25 protein-coding genes and 1 riboswitch are annotated in these 24,629 nt (G+C 48.9%); of the genes, 10 read left to right on the top strand and 15 right to left on the bottom strand.

Annotated features, from left to right (window positions below; translation table 11 throughout):
* Positions 1-51: 51 nt before the first annotated feature.
* Positions 52-876: a YwiC-like family protein gene (locus tag PSE6802_RS0105970; protein ID WP_019499137.1), complete on the top strand. Its 825-nt coding sequence runs from the start codon at positions 52-54 to the stop codon at positions 874-876.
* A gap of 216 nt (positions 877-1,092) precedes the next feature.
* Here PSE6802_RS0105970 and PSE6802_RS0105965 read toward each other — a convergent pair whose 3' ends face one another.
* Entirely contained in the window at positions 1,093-1,485 is a 393-nt protein-coding gene (locus tag PSE6802_RS0105965) for a hypothetical protein (protein WP_019499136.1), read from the bottom strand.
* A 168-nt stretch (positions 1,486-1,653) separates the two neighbouring features.
* Between PSE6802_RS0105965 and PSE6802_RS0105955 the strand changes: the two genes are divergently transcribed.
* The 6 genes from PSE6802_RS0105955 to rppB all read left to right on the top strand — a co-directional run bounded on the left by PSE6802_RS0105955 (position 1,654) and on the right by rppB (position 9,064).
* Complete coding sequence (locus tag PSE6802_RS0105955) at positions 1,654-3,573, top strand: bifunctional serine/threonine-protein kinase/formylglycine-generating enzyme family protein (protein ID WP_019499135.1); 1,920 nt, start codon at positions 1,654-1,656, stop codon at positions 3,571-3,573.
* Positions 3,574-3,857: 284 nt separating this feature from the next.
* Positions 3,858-4,253 (top strand): DUF485 domain-containing protein, encoded by a 396-nt coding sequence (locus tag PSE6802_RS27990; RefSeq protein ID WP_019499134.1) that lies wholly within the window; start codon positions 3,858-3,860, stop codon positions 4,251-4,253.
* Positions 4,250-5,833: a sodium:solute symporter family transporter gene (locus tag PSE6802_RS0105945; protein ID WP_019499133.1), complete on the top strand. Its 1,584-nt coding sequence runs from the start codon at positions 4,250-4,252 to the stop codon at positions 5,831-5,833. Before PSE6802_RS27990 ends, PSE6802_RS0105945 begins: the two co-directional genes overlap by 4 nt.
* Before the next feature lie 415 nt (positions 5,834-6,248).
* Positions 6,249-6,932 (top strand): DUF305 domain-containing protein, encoded by a 684-nt coding sequence (locus tag PSE6802_RS33195; RefSeq protein ID WP_051050562.1) that lies wholly within the window; start codon positions 6,249-6,251, stop codon positions 6,930-6,932.
* Positions 6,933-6,956: 24 nt separating this feature from the next.
* Complete coding sequence (gene rppA / locus PSE6802_RS33190; protein WP_019499131.1) at positions 6,957-7,652, top strand: two-component system response regulator RppA; 696 nt, start codon at positions 6,957-6,959, stop codon at positions 7,650-7,652.
* Complete coding sequence (gene rppB / locus PSE6802_RS0105930) at positions 7,649-9,064, top strand: two-component system sensor histidine kinase RppB (RefSeq protein WP_019499130.1); 1,416 nt, start codon at positions 7,649-7,651, stop codon at positions 9,062-9,064. Before rppA ends, rppB begins: the two co-directional genes overlap by 4 nt.
* Positions 9,065-9,186: 122 nt before the next feature.
* On the opposite strand, the gene hemL is transcribed toward rppB, so the two are convergent.
* Positions 9,187-10,488: a glutamate-1-semialdehyde 2,1-aminomutase gene (gene hemL / locus PSE6802_RS0105925; RefSeq protein WP_019499129.1), complete on the bottom strand. Its 1,302-nt coding sequence runs from the start codon at positions 10,486-10,488 to the stop codon at positions 9,187-9,189.
* A gap of 305 nt (positions 10,489-10,793) precedes the next feature.
* Here hemL and PSE6802_RS27985 point away from each other — a divergent pair, with 305 nt between their 5' ends.
* Positions 10,794-11,144 carry an STAS domain-containing protein gene (locus PSE6802_RS27985; protein WP_019499128.1) on the top strand — a complete coding sequence of 117 codons (351 nt, stop codon included), beginning with the start codon at positions 10,794-10,796 and terminating at the stop codon, positions 11,142-11,144.
* Positions 11,145-11,187: 43 nt separating this feature from the next.
* Here PSE6802_RS27985 and PSE6802_RS0105915 read toward each other — a convergent pair whose 3' ends face one another.
* Complete coding sequence (locus PSE6802_RS0105915; RefSeq protein ID WP_019499127.1) at positions 11,188-11,586, bottom strand: VOC family protein; 399 nt, start codon at positions 11,584-11,586, stop codon at positions 11,188-11,190.
* A gap of 90 nt (positions 11,587-11,676) precedes the next feature.
* Here PSE6802_RS0105915 and grxD point away from each other — a divergent pair, with 90 nt between their 5' ends.
* Positions 11,677-12,015, top strand: a complete 339-nt coding sequence (gene grxD / locus PSE6802_RS0105910) for a Grx4 family monothiol glutaredoxin (RefSeq protein WP_019499126.1) — start codon at positions 11,677-11,679, stop codon at positions 12,013-12,015.
* A gap of 100 nt (positions 12,016-12,115) precedes the next feature.
* Here grxD and PSE6802_RS0105905 read toward each other — a convergent pair whose 3' ends face one another.
* On the bottom strand, positions 12,116-12,715 hold the full coding sequence (locus PSE6802_RS0105905; protein ID WP_026103095.1) for a YkgJ family cysteine cluster protein: 600 nt from the start codon (positions 12,713-12,715) through the stop codon (positions 12,116-12,118).
* Between the two features lie 176 nt (positions 12,716-12,891).
* Here PSE6802_RS0105905 and PSE6802_RS0105900 point away from each other — a divergent pair, with 176 nt between their 5' ends.
* Positions 12,892-13,824, top strand: a complete 933-nt coding sequence (locus PSE6802_RS0105900) for a J domain-containing protein (protein ID WP_019499124.1) — start codon at positions 12,892-12,894, stop codon at positions 13,822-13,824.
* An 8-nt stretch (positions 13,825-13,832) separates the two neighbouring features.
* Here the strand turns inward: PSE6802_RS0105900 and cbiQ are convergent, their stop codons facing one another.
* From cbiQ to PSE6802_RS0105845, 11 genes are all read right to left on the bottom strand, one after another.
* The gene (gene cbiQ, locus PSE6802_RS0105895; RefSeq protein WP_019499123.1) at positions 13,833-14,651 is read right to left on the bottom strand and encodes a cobalt ECF transporter T component CbiQ; all 819 of its coding nucleotides are present in this window, start codon (positions 14,649-14,651) and stop codon (positions 13,833-13,835) included.
* A 39-nt stretch (positions 14,652-14,690) separates the two neighbouring features.
* Positions 14,691-15,056: a PDGLE domain-containing protein gene (locus PSE6802_RS0105890; protein ID WP_019499122.1), complete on the bottom strand. Its 366-nt coding sequence runs from the start codon at positions 15,054-15,056 to the stop codon at positions 14,691-14,693.
* Between the two features lie 132 nt (positions 15,057-15,188).
* Positions 15,189-15,908: an energy-coupling factor ABC transporter permease gene (locus tag PSE6802_RS0105885; protein WP_036945568.1), complete on the bottom strand. Its 720-nt coding sequence runs from the start codon at positions 15,906-15,908 to the stop codon at positions 15,189-15,191.
* Positions 15,909-16,051: riboswitch (cobalamin riboswitch) on the bottom strand.
* 38 nt (positions 16,052-16,089) lie between these two features.
* Positions 16,090-16,905: an acyl-ACP--UDP-N-acetylglucosamine O-acyltransferase gene (gene lpxA, locus PSE6802_RS0105880; protein ID WP_019499119.1), complete on the bottom strand. Its 816-nt coding sequence runs from the start codon at positions 16,903-16,905 to the stop codon at positions 16,090-16,092.
* 119 nt (positions 16,906-17,024) lie between these two features.
* The gene (gene fabZ / locus PSE6802_RS0105875) at positions 17,025-17,495 is read right to left on the bottom strand and encodes a 3-hydroxyacyl-ACP dehydratase FabZ (RefSeq protein ID WP_019499118.1); all 471 of its coding nucleotides are present in this window, start codon (positions 17,493-17,495) and stop codon (positions 17,025-17,027) included.
* A gap of 128 nt (positions 17,496-17,623) precedes the next feature.
* On the bottom strand, positions 17,624-18,445 hold the full coding sequence (lpxC, locus tag PSE6802_RS0105870; protein WP_019499117.1) for a UDP-3-O-acyl-N-acetylglucosamine deacetylase: 822 nt from the start codon (positions 18,443-18,445) through the stop codon (positions 17,624-17,626).
* A 151-nt stretch (positions 18,446-18,596) separates the two neighbouring features.
* The gene (locus tag PSE6802_RS0105865) at positions 18,597-21,149 is read right to left on the bottom strand and encodes a BamA/TamA family outer membrane protein (protein WP_019499116.1); all 2,553 of its coding nucleotides are present in this window, start codon (positions 21,147-21,149) and stop codon (positions 18,597-18,599) included.
* 101 nt (positions 21,150-21,250) lie between these two features.
* The gene (gene purC, locus PSE6802_RS0105860) at positions 21,251-22,006 is read right to left on the bottom strand and encodes a phosphoribosylaminoimidazolesuccinocarboxamide synthase (RefSeq protein WP_026103093.1); all 756 of its coding nucleotides are present in this window, start codon (positions 22,004-22,006) and stop codon (positions 21,251-21,253) included.
* Between the two features lie 55 nt (positions 22,007-22,061).
* The gene (coaBC, locus tag PSE6802_RS27980) at positions 22,062-23,336 is read right to left on the bottom strand and encodes a bifunctional phosphopantothenoylcysteine decarboxylase/phosphopantothenate--cysteine ligase CoaBC (RefSeq protein WP_019499114.1); all 1,275 of its coding nucleotides are present in this window, start codon (positions 23,334-23,336) and stop codon (positions 22,062-22,064) included.
* A 7-nt stretch (positions 23,337-23,343) separates the two neighbouring features.
* On the bottom strand, positions 23,344-23,601 hold the full coding sequence (locus PSE6802_RS0105850; protein ID WP_019499113.1) for an alpha/beta hydrolase: 258 nt from the start codon (positions 23,599-23,601) through the stop codon (positions 23,344-23,346).
* A gap of 72 nt (positions 23,602-23,673) precedes the next feature.
* A complete protein-coding gene (locus PSE6802_RS0105845; protein ID WP_019499112.1) occupies positions 23,674-24,591 on the bottom strand; it encodes a hypothetical protein in 918 nt (305 codons plus the stop codon).
* Positions 24,592-24,629: the final 38 nt, after the last annotated feature.

The raw sequence follows: 24,629 nt of genomic DNA, 5'->3' as shown, positions 1-24,629 counted from the left end.
TACTAACCCGTTGAATTATCTGAATACCCGTGCATTTAAGGAGATATGGCTATGACATTTTCTCAAACTAATTCCATCCCAGAAAATTCTACTGCTCGAACTCCAGTCTGGTATCGCCCTACATTTTCGCCAGAGCATGGGGTCTATGTCATGCTGTTCGTATCATTTCTGACAGGCGCAGCCGCAGCGCAGCAATGGACTGTAGCCACTACTCTGGCACTGATATGTGCTTTTGCGGGATTTCAGGCAGAGCATCCACTGGTATTGCAAATTAAACAGCGTCGCAGTTGGAAGCCTCGATTTTTGGTCTGGGGTGGAATTTATACCGGGATATCATTGAGTCTCGCGGTTTATCTTTACCTGCAAACGCCGCTTTTGCTGTGGCTGTATTTGGGCGCGATCGCCGCTCTGTCAATCGATGCGGTTTCCGTCTTTTATCGGCAGCAAAAATCGGTAGCAAACGAACTGCTGACCTTTGCGGCGGTTTGCCTCACAACACCGTTTGCCTACATTGCCACCACTGGCACCTGGTCGGTTTCCGTACTCGGTTTGTGGCTCTTGAACGCCTTGTTTTTTAGCAGTGCCATTTTTACCGTGAAACTGCGCAAACCCAAAACCGCATCGCTGGTTCCAGGCGCGATTTATCACGCGATCGCTCTTTGTACGATCGGAATTCTCTGGTACTGTGGCTGGCTCAACCCAATCGCAGCGATCGCCTTTGGCATAGCGTTGCTCAAGTTTGGTTTGATTTTAATACGACAAGAATGGTATCGCACTACTCCCATCCAAAACGTTGCTATCTTGGAAACCGTTTCAGCACTATTATTTTTAGCGATCGTAGCGATGTCTCTTTTACCCGCCCATCTACCCATCTAATCCATATAGACTGTTTGTCAAGCGAGAAAGTCGTGGGGTAAGGTGCGCCATTTGATGCCGCTGTCACTCCAATCCAAAATGGCATCTCTATCCTGACGCACGCTTAAATAGCTTATGCCAATTTATAGCCATAGACAGATCTGTTAGGACAGGGGGTGTGGGGGCGCAGCCCCCACGCAGGGGTTCCACCCCTTCACCCCGTTCGATCTGTCGCGTTTAGTTCAAATTGGTATTAAATTGACTTGGCAGCACCAAAGTTACTAGCGACCTGAGCAGGCGAGCCATACTTTCAGGGTGGGCGATCGCCCAAACATTTAACCCCAGACAAACGCTACCCAAAAATAGCAAGATAAATGTGGGTGCCATGACTACACCGGCGATAAACCAGCTAAAGACATGTAGCACCATGATCGCAGCATAAAGAATAGAGGCCGAAATCGTCCACCGTAGTTCGGTGGCGGGACGAGACAGGGCAACCAGAATCATAGTTTGCAGGGTAGCCAGCATGTTGGCCGGAACCAGAAAGGCACAGATGGAAACGCAGTTATTGCGGGAAAAGTCACCAATGTGATGAAAAGTATTGTGAAAGAAAGTGTTAAGTTCCAGCATTATTAAGATGATTGCCACCTTTGCCAGTATATCAGGGCGATCGAATATCTAAAATTTCAGGATTTCTTAATGCGGATCCCGATGCCCCACTCGCTGGATCTCCTTTAAATTTATCAGAGGTGCGTATAAACTGGCTTTTAGCCATTCTGCTTACAGCCTTATTTTGCTATGAGCTACTGCCTCAACCCCAGTTGCTATAAGCGTCAAAATTCTGCCAAATCCAGATTTTGTCAAAATTGTGGTGCCAAGCTCTCGATCGGCGATCGCTACCGAGCCGAGCGGTTAATTGCCCAGGGTGGCTTTGGCAGGACTTTTTTGGGTATAGATGCATATAAGCCCTCGCAACCCAAATGTGCGATCAAACAGTTTGCACCCCAGGGTCAGGGCAATCTGGATAAAGCTGCCGAGCTATTTAAGCAGGAAGCCATGCGCCTGGAGGAGTTAGGCAAGCACGATCGCATTCCAGAGCTACTGGCATACTGCGAGCAAGAGGGTCAGCAGTACCTGATCCAGGAGTTCGTTGACGGTCGCGATCTCGGTAGCGAGATCGCCCAACAGGGAACCTTTGACCAGGCTAAAGTACGTCATTTCCTCTGCAATTTATTGCCCGTCCTGCAATTTATCCATGCGGGTGGCGTAATTCACCGCGATATCAAACCCGAAAATATCATTCGCCGCAACAGCGATCGCCAGCTCGTGTTAGTTGACTTTGGGGCTGCCAAGTATGCCACCAGTACGGCTTTATTAAAAACCGGAACCAGTATTGGCAGCGCCGAATTTATGGCTCCCGAACAGGCAAGGGGCAAAGCCGTCTTTGCCAGCGATCTGTATAGTTTGGGCGTTACTTGCATTTACTTGCTGACGGGTATATCTCCCTTCGATCTCATTGATGGCAATAATGACTGGATCTGGCGATCGCATCTCAAAGGCAATCCGGTGAATGGCAACCTGGCTAAAACCCTGGATCGCTTGATCGCCCACGCTGTAAACTATCGCTACCAATCAGTGGAACAAGTCTTAGCCGATCTCGATCCCGCGATCGCGATTAATAGATCGCGCCCAATCGGACAAAAATCTCTGGCTCAAACGACTGCTAGGAATGTTACATCGCCCGCAGTGTCCAACAACATTATGCAGAATGGTAACCGGACAGCCAAACATCTAGCTGAAATTGAGGCATTGCGGCATTCCCTTAGCTCTCCCACTCACCATCCCAACCGCCCCCCTATGCCAGCAGCAATGGGAAGATCGGCGGTGCAGATAGTAGCCAATCGCATCGCGAAACCGATTCAACCTGCGATCGCTGCGTCATCGCCATTTCCACAAGTCAAAAAGCCTAATATATTGGAAAATCTGGGCGGCGGCATAGTCCTGGAAATGATATATATCCCTGCGGGCACTTTCTTAATGGGAGCTTCACCGCAAGAGGGGCGACATTCTGGTTTTGAATCCATTCAGCATCCTGTTTCCATTTTACCTTTCTATATGGGCAAATATCCGATTACGCAAGCACAATGGATGGCGGTGGCGATGCTTCCACCTGTAAATCGCACCCTCGATCTCGATCCATCCTACTTTAAAGGTAGCAATCGCCCGGTGGAATGCGTCTCTTGGTACGATGCGGTTGAATTTTGCGATCGCCTCTACTGCCAAACAGGACGCAACTATCAACTTCCCAGCGAAGCGCAGTGGGAATATGCCTGTCGAGCGGGAACAGATACGCCATTTTATTTTGGCAAACATCTCAGTTCTAATCTAGCCAATTATGATGATGTTTACTCCGATGGATATCGCAAGAACTACTATCGCCCTCAAACTTCGGAAGTAGGGATATTCCCTGCCAATGCATTTGGCCTGCACGACATGCACGGCAACGTGTGGGAGTGGTGTGCTGACAACTGGCACGAGAGCTATCAGGGCGCGCCGGATGATGGCAGCGCGTGGGAAGAGAGCGGTAACGATCGCTATCGACTATCGAGGGGCTGCTCCTGGCGCAACCATCAATATAACTGCCGTTCGTCGTTTCGCAATCGACTGCAACCCGATCGCAAAGATAATAATTACGGCTTCCGCGTTGCGATTTCTTAGGCATTTTTGTTTCGATTCGGACAAAGCCTTAATATTTGTAAATATTGTTAAGGTTTGAAGATATTTAAGCGCTCTTGTAGTTAGATAAGCAAGTGGGGGATCGTTGCCCCCTGCAAACGGCTGAACGTGGTGTGCGCTGCTATGCACTGAAATAAGCCTGCGATTGCAAAGCGACTTAAATTCTTTGTCTTGGATCTTTTTAGTGTCAATAGAGGCGCTAGAACCCACATTCGATTTATGGCTGGATAAAACAAATTTTTATAAAAATTGCTACTACAAAATTCATGAAAAATCGCGCAAAAACGCTAGATGATGTCGCCGCCGATCGCTGGCGCATCTCTATGTGGCTCACAGCCATCATGATGGTTATTTACTTCGGGGTTATCCTTCTGATTGCCTATGATAAGCCACTATTAGCCACGCCTATTACCCCCGGACTGTCTTTAGGGATTTTACTTGGTGCCTTAACGATTGCGGCAGTATGGTTGCTTACTTACGTTTATGTAAATTGGGCAAACAATGTCTACGATGTCCACGTTGCCAAACTACAGGAAGGGTTACGCAATATGGGTAATACCTCAAATCGGAGTGGAGGTACAGCCGGGCATCTCACAACCGATGCTCCAGAACTCACGCAAGACGAAGCAATTAATGAAACAGACCATGGAGGGGAAGGATGAATAGCTCAACAACAGTCGGTCAATTTAATCCACTCGCGATCGTGTTTTTTGTAATTTTTGTCCTCTCTTCCCTTGGCGTTACCTACTGGGCAGCGGGCAAAACGAAAAATACATCCCATTTTTATACCGCAGGGCAAAGTATCAGTGGCTTTCAAAACGGCTTGGCACTGGCAGGTGACTACATGAGCGCCGCCAGCTTTTTGGGGATTGCTGGACTGGTTGCGCTCAAGGGTTTTGATGGCTTGATTTACTCCATCGGGTTTCTTGTAGGTTGGCCCCTGGTTCTGTTTCTGATTGCCGAACCCCTGCGGAACCTTGGTAAATACACCTTTGTCGATGTGGTTGCCTTTCGTTTGCGTCAGACCCCTGTACGGATTGCCGCAGCGATCGGTACGCTAGCAGTGGTTAGCTTCTATCTAATCGCGCAAATGGTAGGCGCAGGCAACCTGATCAAACTGCTGTTTGGCTTGAACTACGAAATCGCCGTGTTGTTGGTTGGCGGTGTCATGCTTGCCTATGTAATTTTTGGTGGCATGATCGCCACCACATGGGTACAGATTATTAAAGCTGTGCTTTTGCTGGGCGGCACGATTTTGCTGTCCGTACTGGTGCTCTCCAAGTTTGGCTTTAATCCGCTCAATTTGTTTACTGCTGCTGCGGACAAATATGGTGCAGGGGTACTCGCACCGGGCAAACTGATTTCCGATCCTCTAGATGCCATCTCTCTAGGCATGGCACTGATGTTAGGAACCGCAGGTCTACCCCACATTCTCATGCGCTTTTACACCGTACCCGATGCCAAAGCTGCCCGCACTTCGGTGATGTATGCCACTGTGTTTATAGGATTTTTCTACCTGCTCACCTTCATTCTTGGTTTTGGTTCGATGGTCTTGGTGGGACAGGATTTGATTGCCAACATTGACAAAGGTGGAAACATGGCAGCTCCCTTATTGGCGGAAGCCCTTGGTGGCAATGCCTTTTTAGGGTTTATCGCTGCGGTTTCTTTTGCCACAATTTTAGCGGTAGTGGCAGGTCTGACGCTCTCAGGGGCAGCATCGCTTTCCCACGATCTCTGGGTGAATGTGGTGCGCCAGGGTAAGGCAAACGAAAACGAGCAATTCAGGGTAGCGAGAGCAGCAACGATGGCACTCGGTGTAGTCGCCATTATTTTGGGCATTGTGTTCAAAGGACAGAATGTTGCCTATATGGTGGGACTGGCGTTTGCGATTGCTGCGAGTGCTAACTTCCCATCGCTTTTTCTGTCGATGATTTGGCGTAGATTCACCACAAATGGTGCGGTGACAAGTATTGTGGTTGGCACGGTGTCATCCTTGGTGCTGATCTACCTATCCCCCACAATTCAGATCGATATTTTCAAGCAAACCACCGCTTTCTTCCCCTTGAAGAATCCTGGGTTAGTTTCAATTCCTCTCTCCTTTGCCGTAGGAATTATCGTTTCATTAATGGAAAACGATCCTGCATCAAGTGCTAAATTCGATGAAGTGGAACATCGCATTCACACAGGCATGAGCAGGCAAGAAGCCCCAGCTATCCCTGTCCTCGACTTAGAAGAAATCTAACGCTAGTGTTTGTCAAATTTATTTTGAGGAACTTATAGCCCTTCAAAATAAATTTGACTTAAAAGCACCTCTAAAAACTCAAGGCTATAGCGGTTTTCACTTGAGAACGGGTTTTATTGACGGGGTGAAGGGGGGCCACACGGCAGTGGCTCTAGTGTGGCCCCCCCAAGACTGCCCTGCCTCCCCCTCTTGGGGACAACACCCCCAAACCCCCTGCTCTTTCCGATCTGAAAACCGCTATGGTTTTCATCCTGGTTTCATCACCCGGAGCTATGCTGGATTTATAGCCGTAGACAGATCTGTTAGGACAGGGGGTGTGGGGGCTGCGCCCCCACGCAGGGGTTCCACCCCTGCACCCCGTCCTAAGCCTATTGGCTGTAGCTATATGGTGGAAATAAAGTTCAGGAGAAACCGTATGAGACCGACACAATCTAGAAACTCTAGGCATCCAGGGAAAATGCACAAGTCATTGCTATTGGTCGCAAGTCTGTTCGCAGGTAGTACGGTAACGGGCATACTCGTTTTGGGTATCTTGCAAGCAAAGCCACTTGTTCGAGGTTTGCCTGATTCTGTCAGTCAAGCTCTGCCCTATCGTCAAGGTATGATGATGGGACAACAAGCCGATCGCCATTTCATTGAAATGATGATTCCTCACCATGAAGGTGCAGTCAAGATGGCAGATTTAGCGCTCAAACTCTCCAAGCGATCGGAAATTAGGAAATTGGCAGAGTCCATCAAGCGCGATCAGACTCGGGAAATCGACCAAATGAGGTCTTGGTACAAACAGTGGTATGGCACCAACGTTCCACCTCTATCTGCAATCGAACGTACGGGAATGAGGGGAATGCACTCTCGCATGATGGCTATGGCGGACATGACGGATGCCGATCTCAAAGCCCTCGAAACCTCACCTGATTTCGATAAAGCCTTTATTGAGGAGATGGTTCCCCATCACCAGATGGCGTTAATGATGACTCATACGATCGCAGCTAGCGATCGCCCTGAAATGAGGAAACTTGCCAATGCGATTGTCCAATCTCAAAGTGCAGAAATCGAGCAAATGCGCCAGTGGTACAGCAGTTGGTATGCTAGCAAGTAAGCAGGGAAATAAATACAAGATTGAATGAAAATCCTATTAGTCGAAGACGAACTAGACCTGGGACAAGTAATTCAAAAAAGTTTAAACCAGGAGAAGTACATCGTTGACTGGTTCCAGGATGGCGATCGCGCTTGGCAATATCTGGAAAGTCAATCTACTCAGTATACGCTTGCCATCCTTGACTGGCTATTACCTGGTTTATCGGGCATCGAACTATGTCAACGCCTCCGCGCTCAGGGTAATCCCTTGCCCATCCTGATGCTGACTGCTAAAGACGGCATGGAAGATAAGGTCGCAGGACTCGATGCTGGAGCCGATGACTATTTGGTCAAACCATTTAAAATTGCGGAACTTCTGGCAAGGCTGAGAGCCTTACAGCGGCGATCGCCGCAGATGCAACCGCAGCAATTACAAGTGGGAAACCTGAAACTGGACTTCAGCACTTCAACCGTGACCGTACAAGACGATCGCGGTCACCCTCAGTCTTTATTCCTGACCAACAAAGAATTTCAGCTACTTGAATACTTCATGCGGCATCCAAATCAAATTCTCAGTCGCGATCGCCTCATGAATCAATTGTGGGAAATCGATGCCGAACCGATTAGTAACGTCGTTGCCGCCCAAGTGCGTTTATTGCGGCGTAAGCTAGGAGAATATGGTTATGACAAGCTAATTGAAACTATTCCAGGTATGGGCTACCGCCTCAACCCACCATCATGAATCAGAATCATCTATTCACCTCAACGCGCTGGAGGTTAGCAGGTTCTTACGTTGCGGTGATGGGCTTAATTCTTAGCGCGTGCAGCATAGCACTTTATCAAATGGTAAGACATGCTCACTTGCAGTCGCAGGATCGGGAGTTAGAAGTTTTTTCAGGCGTTTTGCACGATAGCCTCGAACCAATTCTCAAACAGCCAGGACAGCTAGAATCAAGCGTCCAGAGAGTGTTACCGAATCTCTGTGTATTAGATCCTAAAACCCAAGAAACCTGCGATCGCAAACCTGCGAGCAAACCGGAACGGCACGTTCTGGGTGTAATTCAGGAAGATCGCTACTACGCTCGCTTTTGGGATCGATCGGGTCGCGCTGTGGCTGTTGCCGGAAATCCACCGCAAGGAATCTCCAACACGCTAGACACGACTACATGGCAAACTCTCCAAGCTGATAATGGCGATCGCTACCACCAGATATCTATTCTCTTAAAGAACAATCGAGGGCAACCTTGGGGATACATGCAGATAGGGCACTCCCTCAGAGCTAGCGATCGCTATTTGGCTACACTCCAGTTGACTCTAGTATTGGGATTACCAATAGCAATGTTGTTAGTGGGTATTGCCAGTTGGTGGCTAGCTGGCGTAGCCATGCGCCCTGTTTACCATTCCTATCGACAAATTCAACAATTCACGGCTGATGCCGCTCACGAGCTACGCACTCCCATTGCTGTTATTATTGCGGCGGTTGAGTTAGCACTTTCCACATCTGCCTCTAATGAGACTGGATTGGATACTTTACGCACGGTCGAGCGTCAGAGTATGCGCTTATCCCAATTAGTCCAGGATCTATTGCTGCTATCGCGCCTGGATCGGCAAGATCGACAATCTCTAGCGATTAAATTCCAACCTTGCTGTCTCAACGATTTAATCGGGGATCTGGTGGAAGAACTGATGGATATCGCGATCGCAGCGAAAATTAGTCTTGAGCAAGATATTCAGGTAGATTATCCTTTATCGGTCTTAGGTAATGAGGAGCGGCTCTATCGACTTGTCGCAAATCTGATTACTAACGCCATTCAGTACACCCCCCCAGAGGAAAAAGTGACAGTGATTCTAAAACATGACGATTGCTACGCAGTTATCCAAGTACAGGATACGGGTATTGGTATTGCACCTCAAGACCAATCACATATCTTCGATCGCTTTTATCGCGTTTCTAGCGATCGCTCTAGAACGACAGGAGGAGCGGGATTGGGTTTAGCAATTGCCAAAGCAATCGCCCAGGCACATCAAGGCAGCATCCAGATACAGAGCGAACTCGGCAAAGGCAGCATTTTCACCGTTAAGTTACCGAGAGCGAGCGATCGTTTCTCCCCCAAGTCTGCTACAAGTTTGTATAGCCGTAGACAGATCTGTTAGGACAGGCGGTGTGGGGGCTGCGCCCCCACGCAGGGGTGGAACCCCTTCACCCCGTCAATAAAACCTGTTCTCAATTGAAAAACGCTATATCTGTACGTTTTTAATGCCGAGGCAATTAGGGATTACGAGATCGCAGATAAAACAGCGCGAGCTGCTTCCAAAGTGGCGTTAATCTCGGTATCGTCGTGGGCGAGCGAAGTGAAGCCAGCTTCAAACTGCGATGGAGCGAGATAAATGCCGCGCTCCAACATGCCGCGATGGAATCGACTGAATTTTTGCAGATCGCTAGTCTTCGCATCGGCATAGTTATAGACCTGCACGTTCGTGAAAAAGAGACCGAACATGGCACCGAGTTGATTCCCTGTTGCTTCGTGTCCGGTTTCGCGAGCGATCGCCAGCATCCCATCTGCCAGTTGCTTGGTAACTTTTTCGAGATATTCGTAGGACCCAGGACGCTTCAAAATTTCCAGAGTTTTGATGCCTGCGGTCATGGCGAGGGGATTGCCAGACAGCGTTCCAGCCTGATACATGGGGCCAGCCGGAGCCACCATCTCCATAATTTCGCGCCTGCCACCATAGGCACCAACAGGTAAGCCGCCACCAATTACCTTGCCTAGCGTCGTCAGGTCGGGAGTGATGCCAAATCTGGCTTGCGCGCCGCCATAGGCCAGGCGGAATCCGGTCATTACTTCGTCGAAGACCAACAAGGCTCCATCAGCATGGGCGACTTCTTTCAGTCCTTCTAAAAATCCGGGTTTGGGGAGAATGCAACCCGCATTGCCCACCACAGGTTCCAGAATAATACCAGCAATTTGACCGGGATTTGCTGCGAATAAAGCTTTAACTGCCTCTAAATCGTTGTAGGGTGCGGTGAGTGTATTTGCCGTCGTAGATTTGGGTACGCCGGGAGAGTCGGGTAAGCCTAGAGTTGCCACGCCCGATCCCGCTTGCACGAGGAACATATCGGCATGGCCGTGATAGCAGCCCTCAAATTTGACGATTTTCTCGCGTCCCGTAAATGCTCGCATCAGACGCAGCACGGACATACAAGCTTCGGTGCCGGAGTTGACAAAGCGTACCATTTCTATGCTCGGCACGGCTTCGATCACCATTTCTGCCAAAACATTTTCTAATACGCAGGGAGCGCCAAAGCTGGTGCCTTTAGTCAGGGCTTGTTGCAGCGCTGCCAGGACTTCGGGGTGATTGTGCCCGACGATCGCAGGCCCCCAACTGCCAATGTAGTCAACGTACTTATTCCCATCGATATCCCAAGCATAGGCACCCTCAACGCGATCGAATACTATGGGTTCGCCACCGACAGATTTGAACGCTCGTACTGGCGAGCTGACACCACCGGGCATTAACTCTTTGGCCTGAGCAAATACTTGTTGTGACTTAGTTGTATTAAAAATTTGGGCAACCATATTGCTAACTTCAGTTTTCTTCTCTTGCCCAATGTAGCTTGATGTGTGGATCTGCTGTCATCAAAGTTCCGGTTTCTTAATTTTGATTTACAAAGTATTGGGATTGGCAATGTTTGTGGTGGGTGTGACAAAGATCGCACTTTTTATCACTTTTACTCACTGCCAGCCTGCATCAGTGTTTATAGAATTAAACCAGAACTTTGAGTTAGTAATCGCGATGGAAGGGAGAACCCCAAGCAAAAACCTTCTAAGTACTCGTACTCAAGTTGTTATTCCCCGATGGATCTTGATGATGAGAGGTACTTATGAGTTTGACTATCAGGGAGCTGAGGCTTTCCGGTATATTCGATCTACGCTGCAGCAGTCTTATCGATCGCGCAGCCGCAGAGGCTATTAAGGATGAAGTAGGCACTTTATTGCTCAATATGCACGATGTAGCGTTCATGGACAGCCAGGGTCTAAGAATTCTGGTTTGCCTGCTTAAAATGCTAAAACCCCACGGTATTAAAATCGCATTATGTTCGCTTAGCCCGCAAGTTAAAGTTTTATTTGAAATTACATCTATGCATCGACTGTTTGAAATTTACGACAGTCACGAAGGGTTGCTCGCAGCAAAAAAAAAGGACGTTAATGCCGTTCAGCTCAGTTTAGCTTGAGCTTGACGCAATTTTTAATCTGCAAATTTTTAACACGTCATTTCTAGCTTAATAGCTGCATCAACTCAATCGGTAAGCCATCGGGATCGCTAATGAATGCGACTTTGTAAGTTCGATCCCCGATCTCTTGCACTTGAGGTGGAAGAAGTAATTTTAGTTTGCCTAATTCCTTTACCAGGTTTGCCAGTGCCAGATCCAGATCCTCTACCTGAAAAGACAGATGATAATAGCCGACATAGTGTTCGTCTCCGAAGCAATCGGGTGCGGGGTTCGGTTCTGGAATTTGGATTAGTTCCAGGTGCGTACCAGCCCCAGCCATCCAGCAAGCCAGCGTGATCCCAGCCGTAAACCTTGTCTCGATCGCAAAGCCCAGCTCCTCGTAAAAGGCGATCGCTGCGAAAATGTCAGCCGTGCGAATTGAAATATGGTGATGCCGTAACATGAGGAGATAGCTTAGTTAAGGATAGGCTAAAAATACCTAGTAGAATAGCTACTAGTACACATTTAAATATTTACACCAGGTCTAGTTGCAATGAATCCTATTCTGCAAACCAAAATTGAAGGGCAAATCAAAAATAGCAAAATTCTGATCTACATGAAAGGAAATGCTGCCATGCCGCAGTGTGGGTTCTCCGCTGCTACCGTGCAGGTATTTTCCTCGCTCGGCTACCCCTTTGATACGGTAGATATTCTCGAAGATCCCGAGATCCGCCAGGGCATGAAAGAGTTTTCTAACTGGCCGACCTTCCCACAAGTCTACCTTGATGGCGAGTTTATCGGAGGCTGCGACATTGTCATGGAAATGCACCAGCGCGGCGAATTAGAGCCGATGGTCAGAGAAGTTATGGCAAAAGCTTCCGAGCCTGCTTAGAACCCAGGTTTATGTAAAGTAGGACTTATTCTAAATCCTGTTAGATTCCCCCCTTTACTTTTAGTCCGCGCAGGCGGACTTTGTTCGTGTAGCCGCGACTTCAGTCACCAGGCAATATAGGGGCAATAGATAACTGCACGATTAATCCCACCCGCTCCAGTGCCACCTTTAATGCTTGGTTAATCGGTAGACGCTCTTGCCCCAAATTAGGATCCAGGGTACGGAAGCGCATGGCAAAATCGGCAAATTGGGGTATGGGCAATCCACCGGCGATCGCTGCTTGGGATTTCGCCACGACTTCAGGCATTTCTTCTTTGTGTTTTTTACAGGCAGCTAGCTCGGGATTGCCCTGTTTGTTGACAACTGCGGCAAAACCAAACAAGCGACACAGAGATGGCCGCCAGGGATAGATGCTGCAGCGTCCGTTGCCGGGGATCGCAGGATCGCTGCGATAGAATATGCAAACTCCTATACCACTAATTGCTCTCATTTGTTGTATCCATTCACCTAATTCCCCGCGTTGATGGAGTTCCCATGCGATTGGTAACATCTCTAGTGGTGTTGTCTCAACTTCAGGATTTTGGCAACACGCACCGCAACCGGGAGGGCATTGCAGCCCCGTAGCAGTCTGAAATGTCGCAGTTGCGAGATCGATTTCCTCCAGGATTGCCATAGTTTGCAATGTCAAATTATTAGACATGAGATGATGCTTTATGTTGTTCTAGATTTAACAGTAAAAATCTCAGCGATCGTGTAATAATAACTTTGAGGATTCAGATAAAGTGGGGTGTCTGTCTCATAATTATTTCTAATACATGAAGAGTATCTATCCCCAGCATAGCTAAAGATAGCCTCTTTGTTGTAAGGGTAGAGAGTATGGATCGCAATTCTAAAACAGTTTGGCTGCAAAGAGATGTCGTTCAGCATAACTCCCACGACTATTTTGCAGTTCTGGGGTTACCAGTAACTGCGGATGCCTATCAAATCCGTCAGCGTTACTTGAGCCTGGCCAAAACTCTGCACCCAGATGTGCCAGTTGAAGTGCCCCGCAATAAAGACAAAGCCTGCGAGTATCTTGCTAAGCTTGTCAATCCTGCCTATGACAACTTGATGCAGGCGAGGGAGAGAGCAGAATATAATGCCCTGATCAAAATCATTGCCAGGCGCTTGTTAAAACGCCTGGTCGTACTCGTACCGAAATCAGAAGCTGCCAAAAGGTTATTTAGATCGCCCAGCGACGCGCACTACGTACAGGCTGTCGAAGCGATCGCCAGCTTGCAGTACAAGTCCTTAGATAAAGTTTCAGAATATACAGAGCAACTGAGCGAGCTGAATGTAGTTTACGCCTTATATCAAGAAGGTTTCCATCCTGCTCTATGCGATTCCTCTGAAGCTAGCTCCCAAGACAGTTCCAAACAGCAGGTTTGCTTATCGCTCGGTCATATTAATCAACTTGCTACGCACAGAGCTAAAGAATTTTCTAACCCACTCTTGCCTAGATCTCAAGCCTATATTCGCTCTGCTGAGGCCTACATCATAGCAAAACAGTGGACGATGGCGTTGGGCGACTTGCGTACTGCTCTACAAATCGATCGCACCAATAGCAAATGTCATGCCTTGCTAGGTGTAGTTTATCTCAATCAAAGGCTACTGGGCATGGCAAGGCTGAGCTTTCAACAAGCGCTCAAACTCAACCCCAGGGAGCCGCTAGTTCAGGAGCACATCTCGCAATACGCCAAAATGTTATCTCACGTACCGAATCGGTATCAAAAAGGTAGCGGCTTCTTCGGCTGGTTGGGCAGCTCGTGAACCGTTGACTACTGGAGTAGGTAAATTGCTTGACCCGCGATCGCTATGACAATCGCAGTTGCGATCGCCCAAGCGTCTTTTTTTTGCCATTTTGGCGGCTCTAAGATCGGTGGGTTGCCCTGATATCCCCGCGATAGCATGGCCTGGTGGATGCGTTCGCCCCGATCGAAGGTACGAATAAACATCGCTCCGATCATATTGCCAATCGCACGCCGCTGCCACGTACTACTTTGAGACTGTTGCCACCAGCGATCGCCTCTAAAGTTACGCGCCGCCGCTGCCCGCCGCATGGACTGAAACTCATCCACCAGGACACCAAGATAGCGACACGTAGAAGCTAAAATTGCTACCAGTAGAGGGGGAGTTCTCAAACTAGAGAGGGCATATAACAGTAGAGGCAATGAGGTACTGAGGGTGAGAACGTTCAAAATTAAGAGTGACAGCAGAGCCTTAAGTGCCACGCTGCCCAGAATTGTCAAACCGTTAGTGGTAATTTGCAACCAGCCCCACGACCACAACACATGGCCGCCGCCACGAAAGAGCGTTCCCAGCAAAATGACACTGATGAAGGCTGACTCTACGGCCATGCGCTTAGCCAGCATCCCCAAGCTCACTTGACTGAGATATAAAACCACAAGTAACACAGCGCCATAAAACATCCAGGTCAACCATTGACCATTAGGGACGATCGCGATCGCAAATACAGATAGGAATACACAAAGAAGGCGCGTTTGTGGAGCCAGGCTATGCCAAATTGTATGGGGCTGGCGATCGCTCTCCCACATAAGGTCGAGCGCTCCAATATGTAGCACAACGTGCAGCAGCATAAATCCTTCTTTTCTTAGCTACAAGCTGGGGAGCCTTGTTTACCCATTGCGATCGCGATCTGAGGATGCGTCGCGATCGTGACTTTGCCGCACGGTGAGTTTACCAACGCCCCAAGCCAAACTAAAAGTTACCAACGTACCAACCAGCCCTGCCAGTGCTGTTGCCACTTTTTCATCTTGAATACCTTTGAGCGCATACTCGTCAAATATTTTGGCAAAAGGCAACTGCTTTGCGGGCAGCTCTTCTAATGCTTTTTCTTCAAATTTTAGATCCTGCGCGACGCGATCTAGACCATCGGGATTTTTACTAGCAAAAGGTGAGAGAAAGATAGCAATTACTAGTGCCGTACCCAAACCTACTAATACAACAACACGATTCTTGGCTGAGGAACTTTTTTGACTCATAACTTTGTGCGAATTTGCAATATCTATGGCAGCCTGAGACGGACATGAGGGCAGGCATGGGGGGCAGGCACGGGGGGCAGGCACGGGGGCACTGCCCCTACGACTATACAATTGTTGAGATATTTTGGAGAATCACCTGGATGTAGTTGAGGATGTTGCCGACAAAGGCGGATCGAATAATAAGTCAGGACGGTTACGCCACACGAAGCTGAGAGATATCGAGGTAATAAGAGCTTCACCAATGCCAATAAATATATGCCACGACAACATTGCTGCTAGAGCAATATTTAGAGGCACTGTGTCTGATAAAGCTAACTGAATAGCTGCTAAAGCAGACCCTGCTACTACGCTAGTCCAGGCAGCCACCATTACTGCAATATTCATGCTGCGCCAGGAGTTATTTCCAAGTAGCGATCGCACCGCTCGATAGAGCCAGTAGCCACCCAACGTACCAATCAAACCCATATTAACTACATTCGCACCGAGCGCTACTAATCCACCATCTTGAAACATGACCGCCTGCACGATAAATACTACCGTCATGACCAGCGAACCAGCCCAAGGCCCCAGTAGAGCACCTGCCAGCGTACCGCCGAGCAGGTGGCCGGAAGTACCATTGGGAATGGGAAAGTTAACCATCTGGGCGGCAAAAATAAAAGCCGCACAAACTCCCATCAGGGGTACGGCTCGATCTTTGTATGCAGATTGCACTTTTGTAAGAGATAGGGCAATTAAGCCAATAGCCAGAGCCCAAGTAAAAATACTTATAGAGGGACTCAAAAAGCCGTCTGGGATGTGCATTGCTAAATGCACGTATGGATGCTGAAACATCTGTACCTCGCAGAGCTGCATGGTTATAGAGCGAAAACGGCGGGCATTCTGGCTTTTTCAGTTAAGCTGAAATTACAGTTGCGGGACAGCGTTGGATTTGCACCACCCTTTCCCCTTTACTCTAACGACCTTTGGTCGCTAGAAGCGTTTTCGGTTTGCTAGACATAATTATGGATTATGGCACACAGCCATCCCGTCCGGACTAGTTGCGCCCTGGAATTGGGCCGCGCCTGCCCTCAGATAGCGACGCTTTTAAAAACTTCTGCAAGTGCATGACATGGGAATTCTCGGGCAAAGATGCCAGCTTTTCCAATGCTTCCGGCAATGTAAAATCCTGTCGATAGAGAATGCGATATGCTTGCTTGATTAGCTGCAGGTCTTCTGGCTCCAGCCCTGCTCTTTCCAAACCAATACGATTAATTGCCCGCACTCTCGACGGGTTGCCCTCTACAACCATAAAAGGAGGAACGTCCCGTTCAATGCGACTCATCCCGCCGATCATAGCCATTTGACCTACGTGGACGAATTGGTGGATGCCGACTATACCCCCAATCCGCGCGCCAGATTCAATGACTATATGCCCTGCTAAAGCAACTGAATTAGTTATAATCACGTTGTCAGCGATCGCGCAGTTATGAGCTACATGCACGTATGCCATTAATAAATTGGAGCTGCCAATACTAGTAACTTCGCCATCGCCAGTAGCACGGTTAATCGTGACGTATTCGCGAATTCGATTATTATTACCAATTTTGACCAGACTGGCAGCACCGTTGTACTTCAAATCCTGTGGCTCTAGTCCGATCGCTGCACCAGGGAAAATATGATTGCGATCGCCAATTTCAGTCCAGCCATCAATAACGACGTGAGCACCAACTACCGTGTGAGCACCAATTTTAACCTTCTCTCCAATTACGGAGTACGCTCCAATTTGAACGGTCGGATGCACCTCAGCACCAGGGTGAACGATGGCGGTAGGATGAATCAATTGAGGTAGAGGCACATGAGATACAGGCATGATTAGTTGTTAGTTGCTAGTTGCTAGTTGCTAGTTGCTGGTTGCTAATTGTCAATTGCTGCTACCACTTAAATTAATGACGAATTCGATCGCAAATTCGACGGGCGATCGCTAAATAACTAAAGATCGACCAGAGAAAACATTAGTTCGCCCTCACAGGCTAGTTGTCCATCTACTTCGGCGCGTGCTTGCATTTTGCCAAAGCGTTTGCGGGCTGCCAGTAACTCTGTAGTTATGACCAATCGATCGCCTGGGACAACGGGACGGCGGAACCGTACTTTATCAATCCCTGCAAACAGGAATAGCTGACCTTCAGAGCCGGGCATCTGTTTCAAAACCACGCCACCTACCTGTGCCATTGCCTCTACAATTAACACGCCTGGCATAATTGGGTGCCCTGGGAAATGCCCTTGGAAAAACTGCTCGTTTATGGTGACATTTTTAATGCCTGTAGCGGAATGCCCAGGCACGTAATCAATTATGCGATCGACAAGTAGAAATGGATAGCGATGCGGCAGGAGTTTTTGAATCTCCTCAATCGTCATTTTGGTAGCAACGGGAACGGGTGGAGTTTCAGTCAAGGTAGGCATTTTTTTGCTGTTTTAGTTACGAGTCTAATCGCACCTATTTTTAATAAATGAACTATTTAAATCTTATAGTTAGGCGTTAATTTTTTGCTATCAACCATTTAAACTTACCAACGGTCAATTTGCGCGTCCTAATTATCAGAAACTGCTAAAAGTGCCTGGGCGAGCTGTGCGTGTAGGGCATGGCTGGCCTTAAATGCTACGATATGCGCTTGCAGCGATCGCCCCAATAAGCTCAGATCGCCGATTAAGTCTAAAAGTTTATGGCGACATGGTTCGTTGTCAAACCGCAGGGGTGGATTTAACCAGCCCTGCTCGTCGCAAACGATCGCATTATCTAAACTACCCCCTTTAATCAACCCCATTGCTTGTAGCTGTTCCACCTGACTTGCCATTGTAAAAGTACGCGCGGGCGCAATCTCGCTGGCAAAATTACCCATACTTGGCATCCAGCTAAACCACTGTGTCCCAATCGCTTTGGTAGGAAACTCAATCCCGTAGGTAAATCGCAATGCATCCGAAGGAACGGCGATCGCAAAAGCGTCGCCTTGCTGCACGGAAATTACCTCGCGGATTGCCAGTACCTGGCGCGGCTCCGACTGGCTAGCAATCCCAGCATCAGCGATCGCTTCAGCCCAAGGACGTGCCGATCCATCTAAAATCGGGATCTCAGCATTATTAATCGCAATCTCAGCATTATCAATGCCCATCCCCCACAGGGCGGCGAGTAAATGCTCCACCGTACGCACTGAGGCCATCTCGGTTTGCAATTGGGTCGAAAGCATCGTTTCGCCCACGGTCGATAGTCGAGCGGGAATCACGTTATCCCCGTACACAAAGTAGCGTCCGGAATCAGGTGCGGCAGGCGCAACTCTCACGGTGATGGGGTTGCCGCTGTGCAGCCCCACTCCACTGAGGGCAAAGGGCGAAGCGATCGTCTGTTGGCTGATCATTTGTAAGGAGATTTTGCGTAAATAAAAGACCTGTAGGGATAATTCCCTCGCGATCGCCCCGATGATTTGGGGCAGGCACAGAGGCGCTGCCCCTACAATTATCGGTATATTTTTACGTGGGAATCACCTGAACGATATGTTGGGATCCTAGCTAAAATTTCTCGCCGAGTCCAAAGCTGAACTGCGTGCCACCGTTAGTAGCAAACCCATAGTCAATCCGAATTGCACCCAAGGGCGATTGAATCCGCACGCCCACACCGTAGCCGCCACCGCTACCGGGCTTGCCGCGCACGCCAGCCGGATTACCTGGTACAGACGAGCCAGTGCCTAGATCTGTACCGTAGTCGGCAAACAAGACCCCGTTGACGATTGAAAATACGGGGAAGCGATATTCCGCCGATACGAGGGCATAGCTGCGACCGCTACCGATTCTACCTTCATCCCAACCGCGAACGGAGTTGCTGCCACCTATGCGGAATGCTTCATAGGGGGGAAGAGTGCCGATAATAGTACCAGCCTGGATGTTGAAAGCTAGAGTTTGAGGACCTTCCGTGAAGTTTGTAAACTTGACTGGGATATAGAAGCTGTAGCTAGCACGCAAGCGATTGAAGAAAATAGAACCGCTACCAAATGGTAAGGACTGCTCGGTCACAAAGCGCAACACCGATCCTTTAGTAGTTTTGAGAGGGTCGTCGCGCAGGTCTTGGGCAGCCGCAAACTGCAATAGGAATAAGTCATCTCGACCATCGGGATTAATCGCAAGCTGGTTACCACGTCCATCAAAGGGGGTCACAGTACCATTGGAGTCAGTGATTGTAACCCGCTCGTAGCGGAAGCCCAGGGAAGCAGTGATGCCGTTACCAAGGGGGCGCGAGAAACTAAATCCAAACCCGAGACGATTTTCGCGTGGAGTATCGTTTTTGTCGGGACCAACACCAATGTCAGCTGGAGCACCGGGAGGATTATCAAAGATATAGCTAAACAGACGGCGGCTGAATATATTCGCTGTAAAAGAGGTACGGTAAGGATCGCCCGCTAACCAAGGATCGGTAAAGTTGAGATCGAAGAGTAAATCTCGCTCGCCCACCTGGATATCTAAGCCCAGCTTTTGGTTATTCCCACCCAGGTTTGCTTGCTGGAAGCTAACCGTACCAAATAACCCAGTAGCGGAACTGATCCCAGCCCCTACGGCGATCGAACCAGTACTGCGTTCTTTGACGTTAACCGTGACCACTACTTTCTTAGGATCTGTGCCAGGGTTTAGCGCCACGTTAACGTCATCGAAAATGCCCAAACCAAATACTCGCTGGAGGTCTGACTGTACCGTATTGCGGTTAAACACCTGGCCGGGCTTGAGATTTAGTTCGCGCGTAATGATAAAGTCTCGCGTGTTACCAGTAATGGGCTTACCATCCTTATCTTGTGTCTTACCTTCTTCATTTAAGAAGCCTACTTTGACATCTTCCACTACACCTTCAGCAACGACAATGGTAACGGTACCGTCTGGCTGGGATTTAACATCAGCTACCTGAGCCAGGACATAGCCCTTATCCTGATAATACTTTTCTAATGCCTTAACCCCGGTTTGCAGGTCGCGCAGGTTAATAACTTTGCCGTACTGCGAGCTGAAGATTTTATCAATCGTACCTTCTTCCAGTACGCTCGCCCCTTCAGTCTGAACCACCTTAAGAACGGGGTTAACTTCTACCACAAACGTCACTCTGACACCAATATCTGTGTCTTCGAGATCGCCTTTGACATCGGCAAAGTAGCCAGTTGAGAAAATAGCGTTGATATCGGATTGCAGTTGGGTACGGCTAGTAGTACGCCCTGGTTTAGTGGCGATCGCGTCGTATGCCTGCCTTTCAATATCAGGCGGTACGGGCTGGCCGCTTGGTGTTTTGAGCAATACCTCACCCACAAGCACCTGTGGTTCGGGTGTTGTGGTAGCAGGCGTATCTGGAGGAGAGGGGATATCCGGCGTGGTGGGCGTGGTGGGCGTATCCAGGGGCGAACTGGGTGTAGGCGTGGCAGGGGTAGTAGTGTCAGCCGGAGTAGTGGCAGGCTTGGGCTGCTCTGTGGAGCTGGGCTTAGCCGGAGTTTCTGTAGTTGCGGGAGTCTGTGCTGTTTTTAGCAGGCTTGGCCGCTTTTTAGCAGCGGGTTTGACAGCAGGTTTAGTACTGATTAGTACTTCTTTGCCTGCTAATTTTCGACCCGATTTCTTAGCTAGATTTGGCTTTGTAATTCTTGGCTTTACGCTTTTAGGCTGATTGAGAGGCGGGATTACATATTTAACCCGATCTTGTTTAACTGGATCTTCAGGTTGACCTGAAATTGGTTTGAGATTCTGGGTAGTATCGTTACTAGTCGTCTGAGCTTCAGCTACGGTTGGAGTCGCCTGAGGCGATCGCTTGCTAGCTGAAGCAACTGATTTCTTAGGATTAAGCGCCGCTCTATCTGCTTTGGTTGCAGTCGGCCTAGACTGGGGTTGGTCTAAAGTTTCGACTGGGGCTGTTTCGACGGGAATCACTCCGGCATCAACACCCTGGTTTGCTGTCTTCACAGTAACTGGTGTAGGGGTAATTGATTGGGTTACTTCTGGCGTTGGGTTTGTTTGAGGAGCGGCGCTCTCTGACCATGCAGGCTTTGCCAACAGAGAGCTGGAGGAGACCAAGGCAATCAAAGCAAACTTTGTTAAACGCATATTAATTACACCACACACCCAAATGCTAAGAGACCAGATTTTGCAGAAAAGTCAAGCAGAGTTTATATTAACTTAACTTTTAGTTTTCAATTCTACCAGTATCACCGATCGCGGGAATTTTGAGAAACCACGGTCTGAATGCGCGCCATGACTTCGTGGTAAGCAGCGGAGACATTACCAAGATCTTGACGGAATCGATCTTTGTCCAGAATGCGAGCCTTGGGGTCGGCAACATCGCGATCCCATAAACGGCAGGTATCAGGACTAATTTCGTCGCTCAGAAGTAGTTGCCCGCTTGCATCCAGCCCAAATTCCAACTTGAAATCAACCAAAATGAGGCGGCACTGCTCGAAAAAGCTGCGTAGATGCCGATCGATCAGGAGCGCCATTTGCTTGAGTTGTTGCACTTGTTCTGGCGTGGCAAGCTCTAACAATTCAATATGATCCTCAGTGAAGAGCGGATCGCCCAATCGGTCATTTTTGTAATAGAACTCCACCAAAGGCGATCGCAACTCCGTGCCCAAGTCTAAACCCGTACGCTGACATAGACTGCCAGCCGCAATATTTCGCACGACTACCTCTAAAGGCAGAATTTTCACTGCTACCACTTGCATCCAATCCGGCGCGGTTTGAGCGATAAAGTGGGTGGGCATGCCTTGGGAGGCGAGGTACTGAAACAGGTAGGTTGCGATCGCGCAGTTCATTTCCCCTTTATGCTCGATTTGTCCTTTTTTCTGAGCATTGAAGGCAGTAGCATCGTCTTTAAAGTAGGCGAGCAAAACGTTGGGGTCGTCGGTGCGATACAGAATTTTTGCCTTACCTTCGTAGATCTTTTCACCTAGGTTGTTATCCGTCATGCTGATGCTCATAGAGGAAATTTGCAATTGAGTATAGTTGGCGAAACTACGAACATCATAACTTTACAGACTGACATTGCTCGGGATTTAAATGTTCCGTCAGGAAATCTAGCAAACGATGTGCTAACTCCAACTTGGAACATAGTGGTGTGGTCGTCTGCTTGCCATTGGTTGCTAAGAAAGTTGCTTGATTTGTATCCGAGGCAAATCCTGTCTGGGGGCGATCCACCTGGTTGACCGCGATCGCATCTATACCTTTCGCCTCTAGCTTTTGCTGGGCGATCGCCACCACTTCTGCTTCAGTACCAGTCTGAGCCGCAAACCCAACCAGGATCTGCTCGGAGCGCTTGCGCGCGCTCAAATCCGCCAGAATATCAGCGATCGGATCGAGCGGTAATGAGGTCGGTAGTTGAGATTTTGGGGTTTTGCGATCGTTGTAATGAGCGGGGCGCACGTCGCCCACCGCTGCGGACATAATCGTAAGATCGGCGTTGCCAAATTCCTGTCGCATTGTCTGGTGCATTTGTGCGGATGACACCACGCCAACAACTCGACAATTGGCACTAGTAGGCAGTACCTGTTTATTTGCCTCGGCATTTCCCAACACGAGCGTGACATCGGCACCGCGATGTAGGGCAGCATGGGCGATCGCAATGCCCTGTTTGCCCGTAGCGGGGTTGCCAATAAACCGCACCGGATCGAGAAATTCCCGCGTGCCACCCGCACTTACCAGGACGCGCTTTCCGACTAAATCGCGCTTGCCCCGCGTCCATAACAGCGACTCGATATAAGTTAAAATCTCGGCTGGCTCTGCCATCCGCCCTGCTCCCACGGCATCGCAGGCGAGGATACCGCTACCTGGGGCGATCGCAAAATATCTCTCGTTAGCCAATAGATGGCACCAATTTTGCTGCACGGTTGACTGTTCCCACATAGTCGCGTTCATGGCTGGAGCCATTAACACCGGACACCTGGATGCCAAAACCGTATTCGTCAGCAGATTATCCGCCATGCCATAGGCAAGTTTGGCCAAAGTATTGGCAGTTACGGGTGCCAGGAGTAATAAATCTGCCCATTCTCCTAACTCAATGTGTAGCGGTCTGCCATGACCTGGATGCCAAAAATCGGAGTCGGTATAGGCGGCGTGACGAGATAGGGTAGCAAAAGTTAGAGGCGTGACGAATTCAGTCGCTGCCTGAGTCAAAATTACTCTGACTTCTGAAGAGCTTTGGTTATTTCGATCGCCCTGTTTAGCCAGTGTCGATACGACTTCGCAAACCTTGTAAGAGGCAATGCCACCGCTAACACCGATTAAAATTCGATTCGCCATTAGGTTATTAATTCAGCAACGCTGGATCGACTATATCGCCGTGCTTTGCCATTCTGACAGATTCGGTGTTTTTGACAAATTTCTCGATCTCCCGTAAATACGAGTTTGCCCCTGGCTGATAAATGCGGTAATGTCCTGCTCCTGGTACGAGCAGCAGTTGCTTGGGTTCCGGCGCGGCATCATAGAGCCGCTGGCTCATAGTCATCGGCACCACATCATCCTTGGTGCCGTGAATAAATAGGACGGGAATTTGTAGCGATCGCACTGGTGGCGATCGCTGCCCATAATAATTTCTTGAGTGAGAAATACCGCACTTAGCTACACCCTATGGCGAAATTCAGGGAAATTGACGCGGTGTGAGTTTGAAAGTGCCGTCTTCTTTAAATTCGACATCAACATCTAATTTGCTCAGCTCAATTGCAGCGATCTCCCGCGTTCTTTTGTCAACGCCATACTGTAAAACATCGCTCCAGGAAGCAATTCTGGCTCTTTTAATATTTTCTGCAACTTTCTTGGCATCGTTGCTGTTAAGGCTGTCGCGCAAAAACTCTGCTGTCTCGCGGAATTGTCGAGCAAGGTCGCCCTTAGCTTCTGACAGACCTTGAGACCCAAAGTTTAGATCGGGACCGAATTTGCCGCGCTTTGCCCAGTCTGCCGCCTTAAAGTTAGACTCCATTGCCCCTTTCACATCGCCTAGAAATAGCAACTGATCTACCCCTTTGCGCCGCCAGACAGTATAGGCATAGGCCATTTGCTCTGGGGACAGCGACTTTAATCCCTTACTGTACATTTCAATGGCTCGTTGAGCCTGACCGGCATAGATCGAAACACTGGTAGAGAGAAACAGATAGCTGTAAAGAAAACGCGGATCGCGATCTACGATAATCTCAAAGTAATAGGGACTTAGAGTGTAACCAGTCTTACTTTCTACCCTGGCTTTTTCATCGCCAAAGTATTGCAAAAAATTTAAAAACGTCAAATTTGAAATTACGTTATTTAAGCCCAGTCCGCTAGCTGGCAAATTTTTGAACAGTTGCAGCCGCGCCCTCTCCTGCTCTACAAGCTGACGATCTGCTTCAGGCGTTTGCCCCGCTAGCTTTTGGTTGAGTCGGGGCAACTGAAGTGCTAAAGCAATACCTATGAACCCTGCGATCGCACCGAGATTAACAGCCAGCTTCAATAGTTTCATACCTAAATCATACCGCACGTCCAGTAAGGTCATTGCCCACCCTACCACTGAGATCTCGATCTCCATGAATCCTAATTATATCAGCCAAAAGCTGACTGCTGGCT

Source organism: Pseudanabaena sp. PCC 6802 (genome assembly GCF_000332175.1).
In the GTDB taxonomy this organism is placed as follows: domain Bacteria; phylum Cyanobacteriota; class Cyanobacteriia; order Pseudanabaenales; family Pseudanabaenaceae; genus PCC-6802.
The sequence above is the reverse complement of the archived record's forward strand: the minus strand, read 5'-3'. Positions and strand labels throughout refer to the sequence as shown.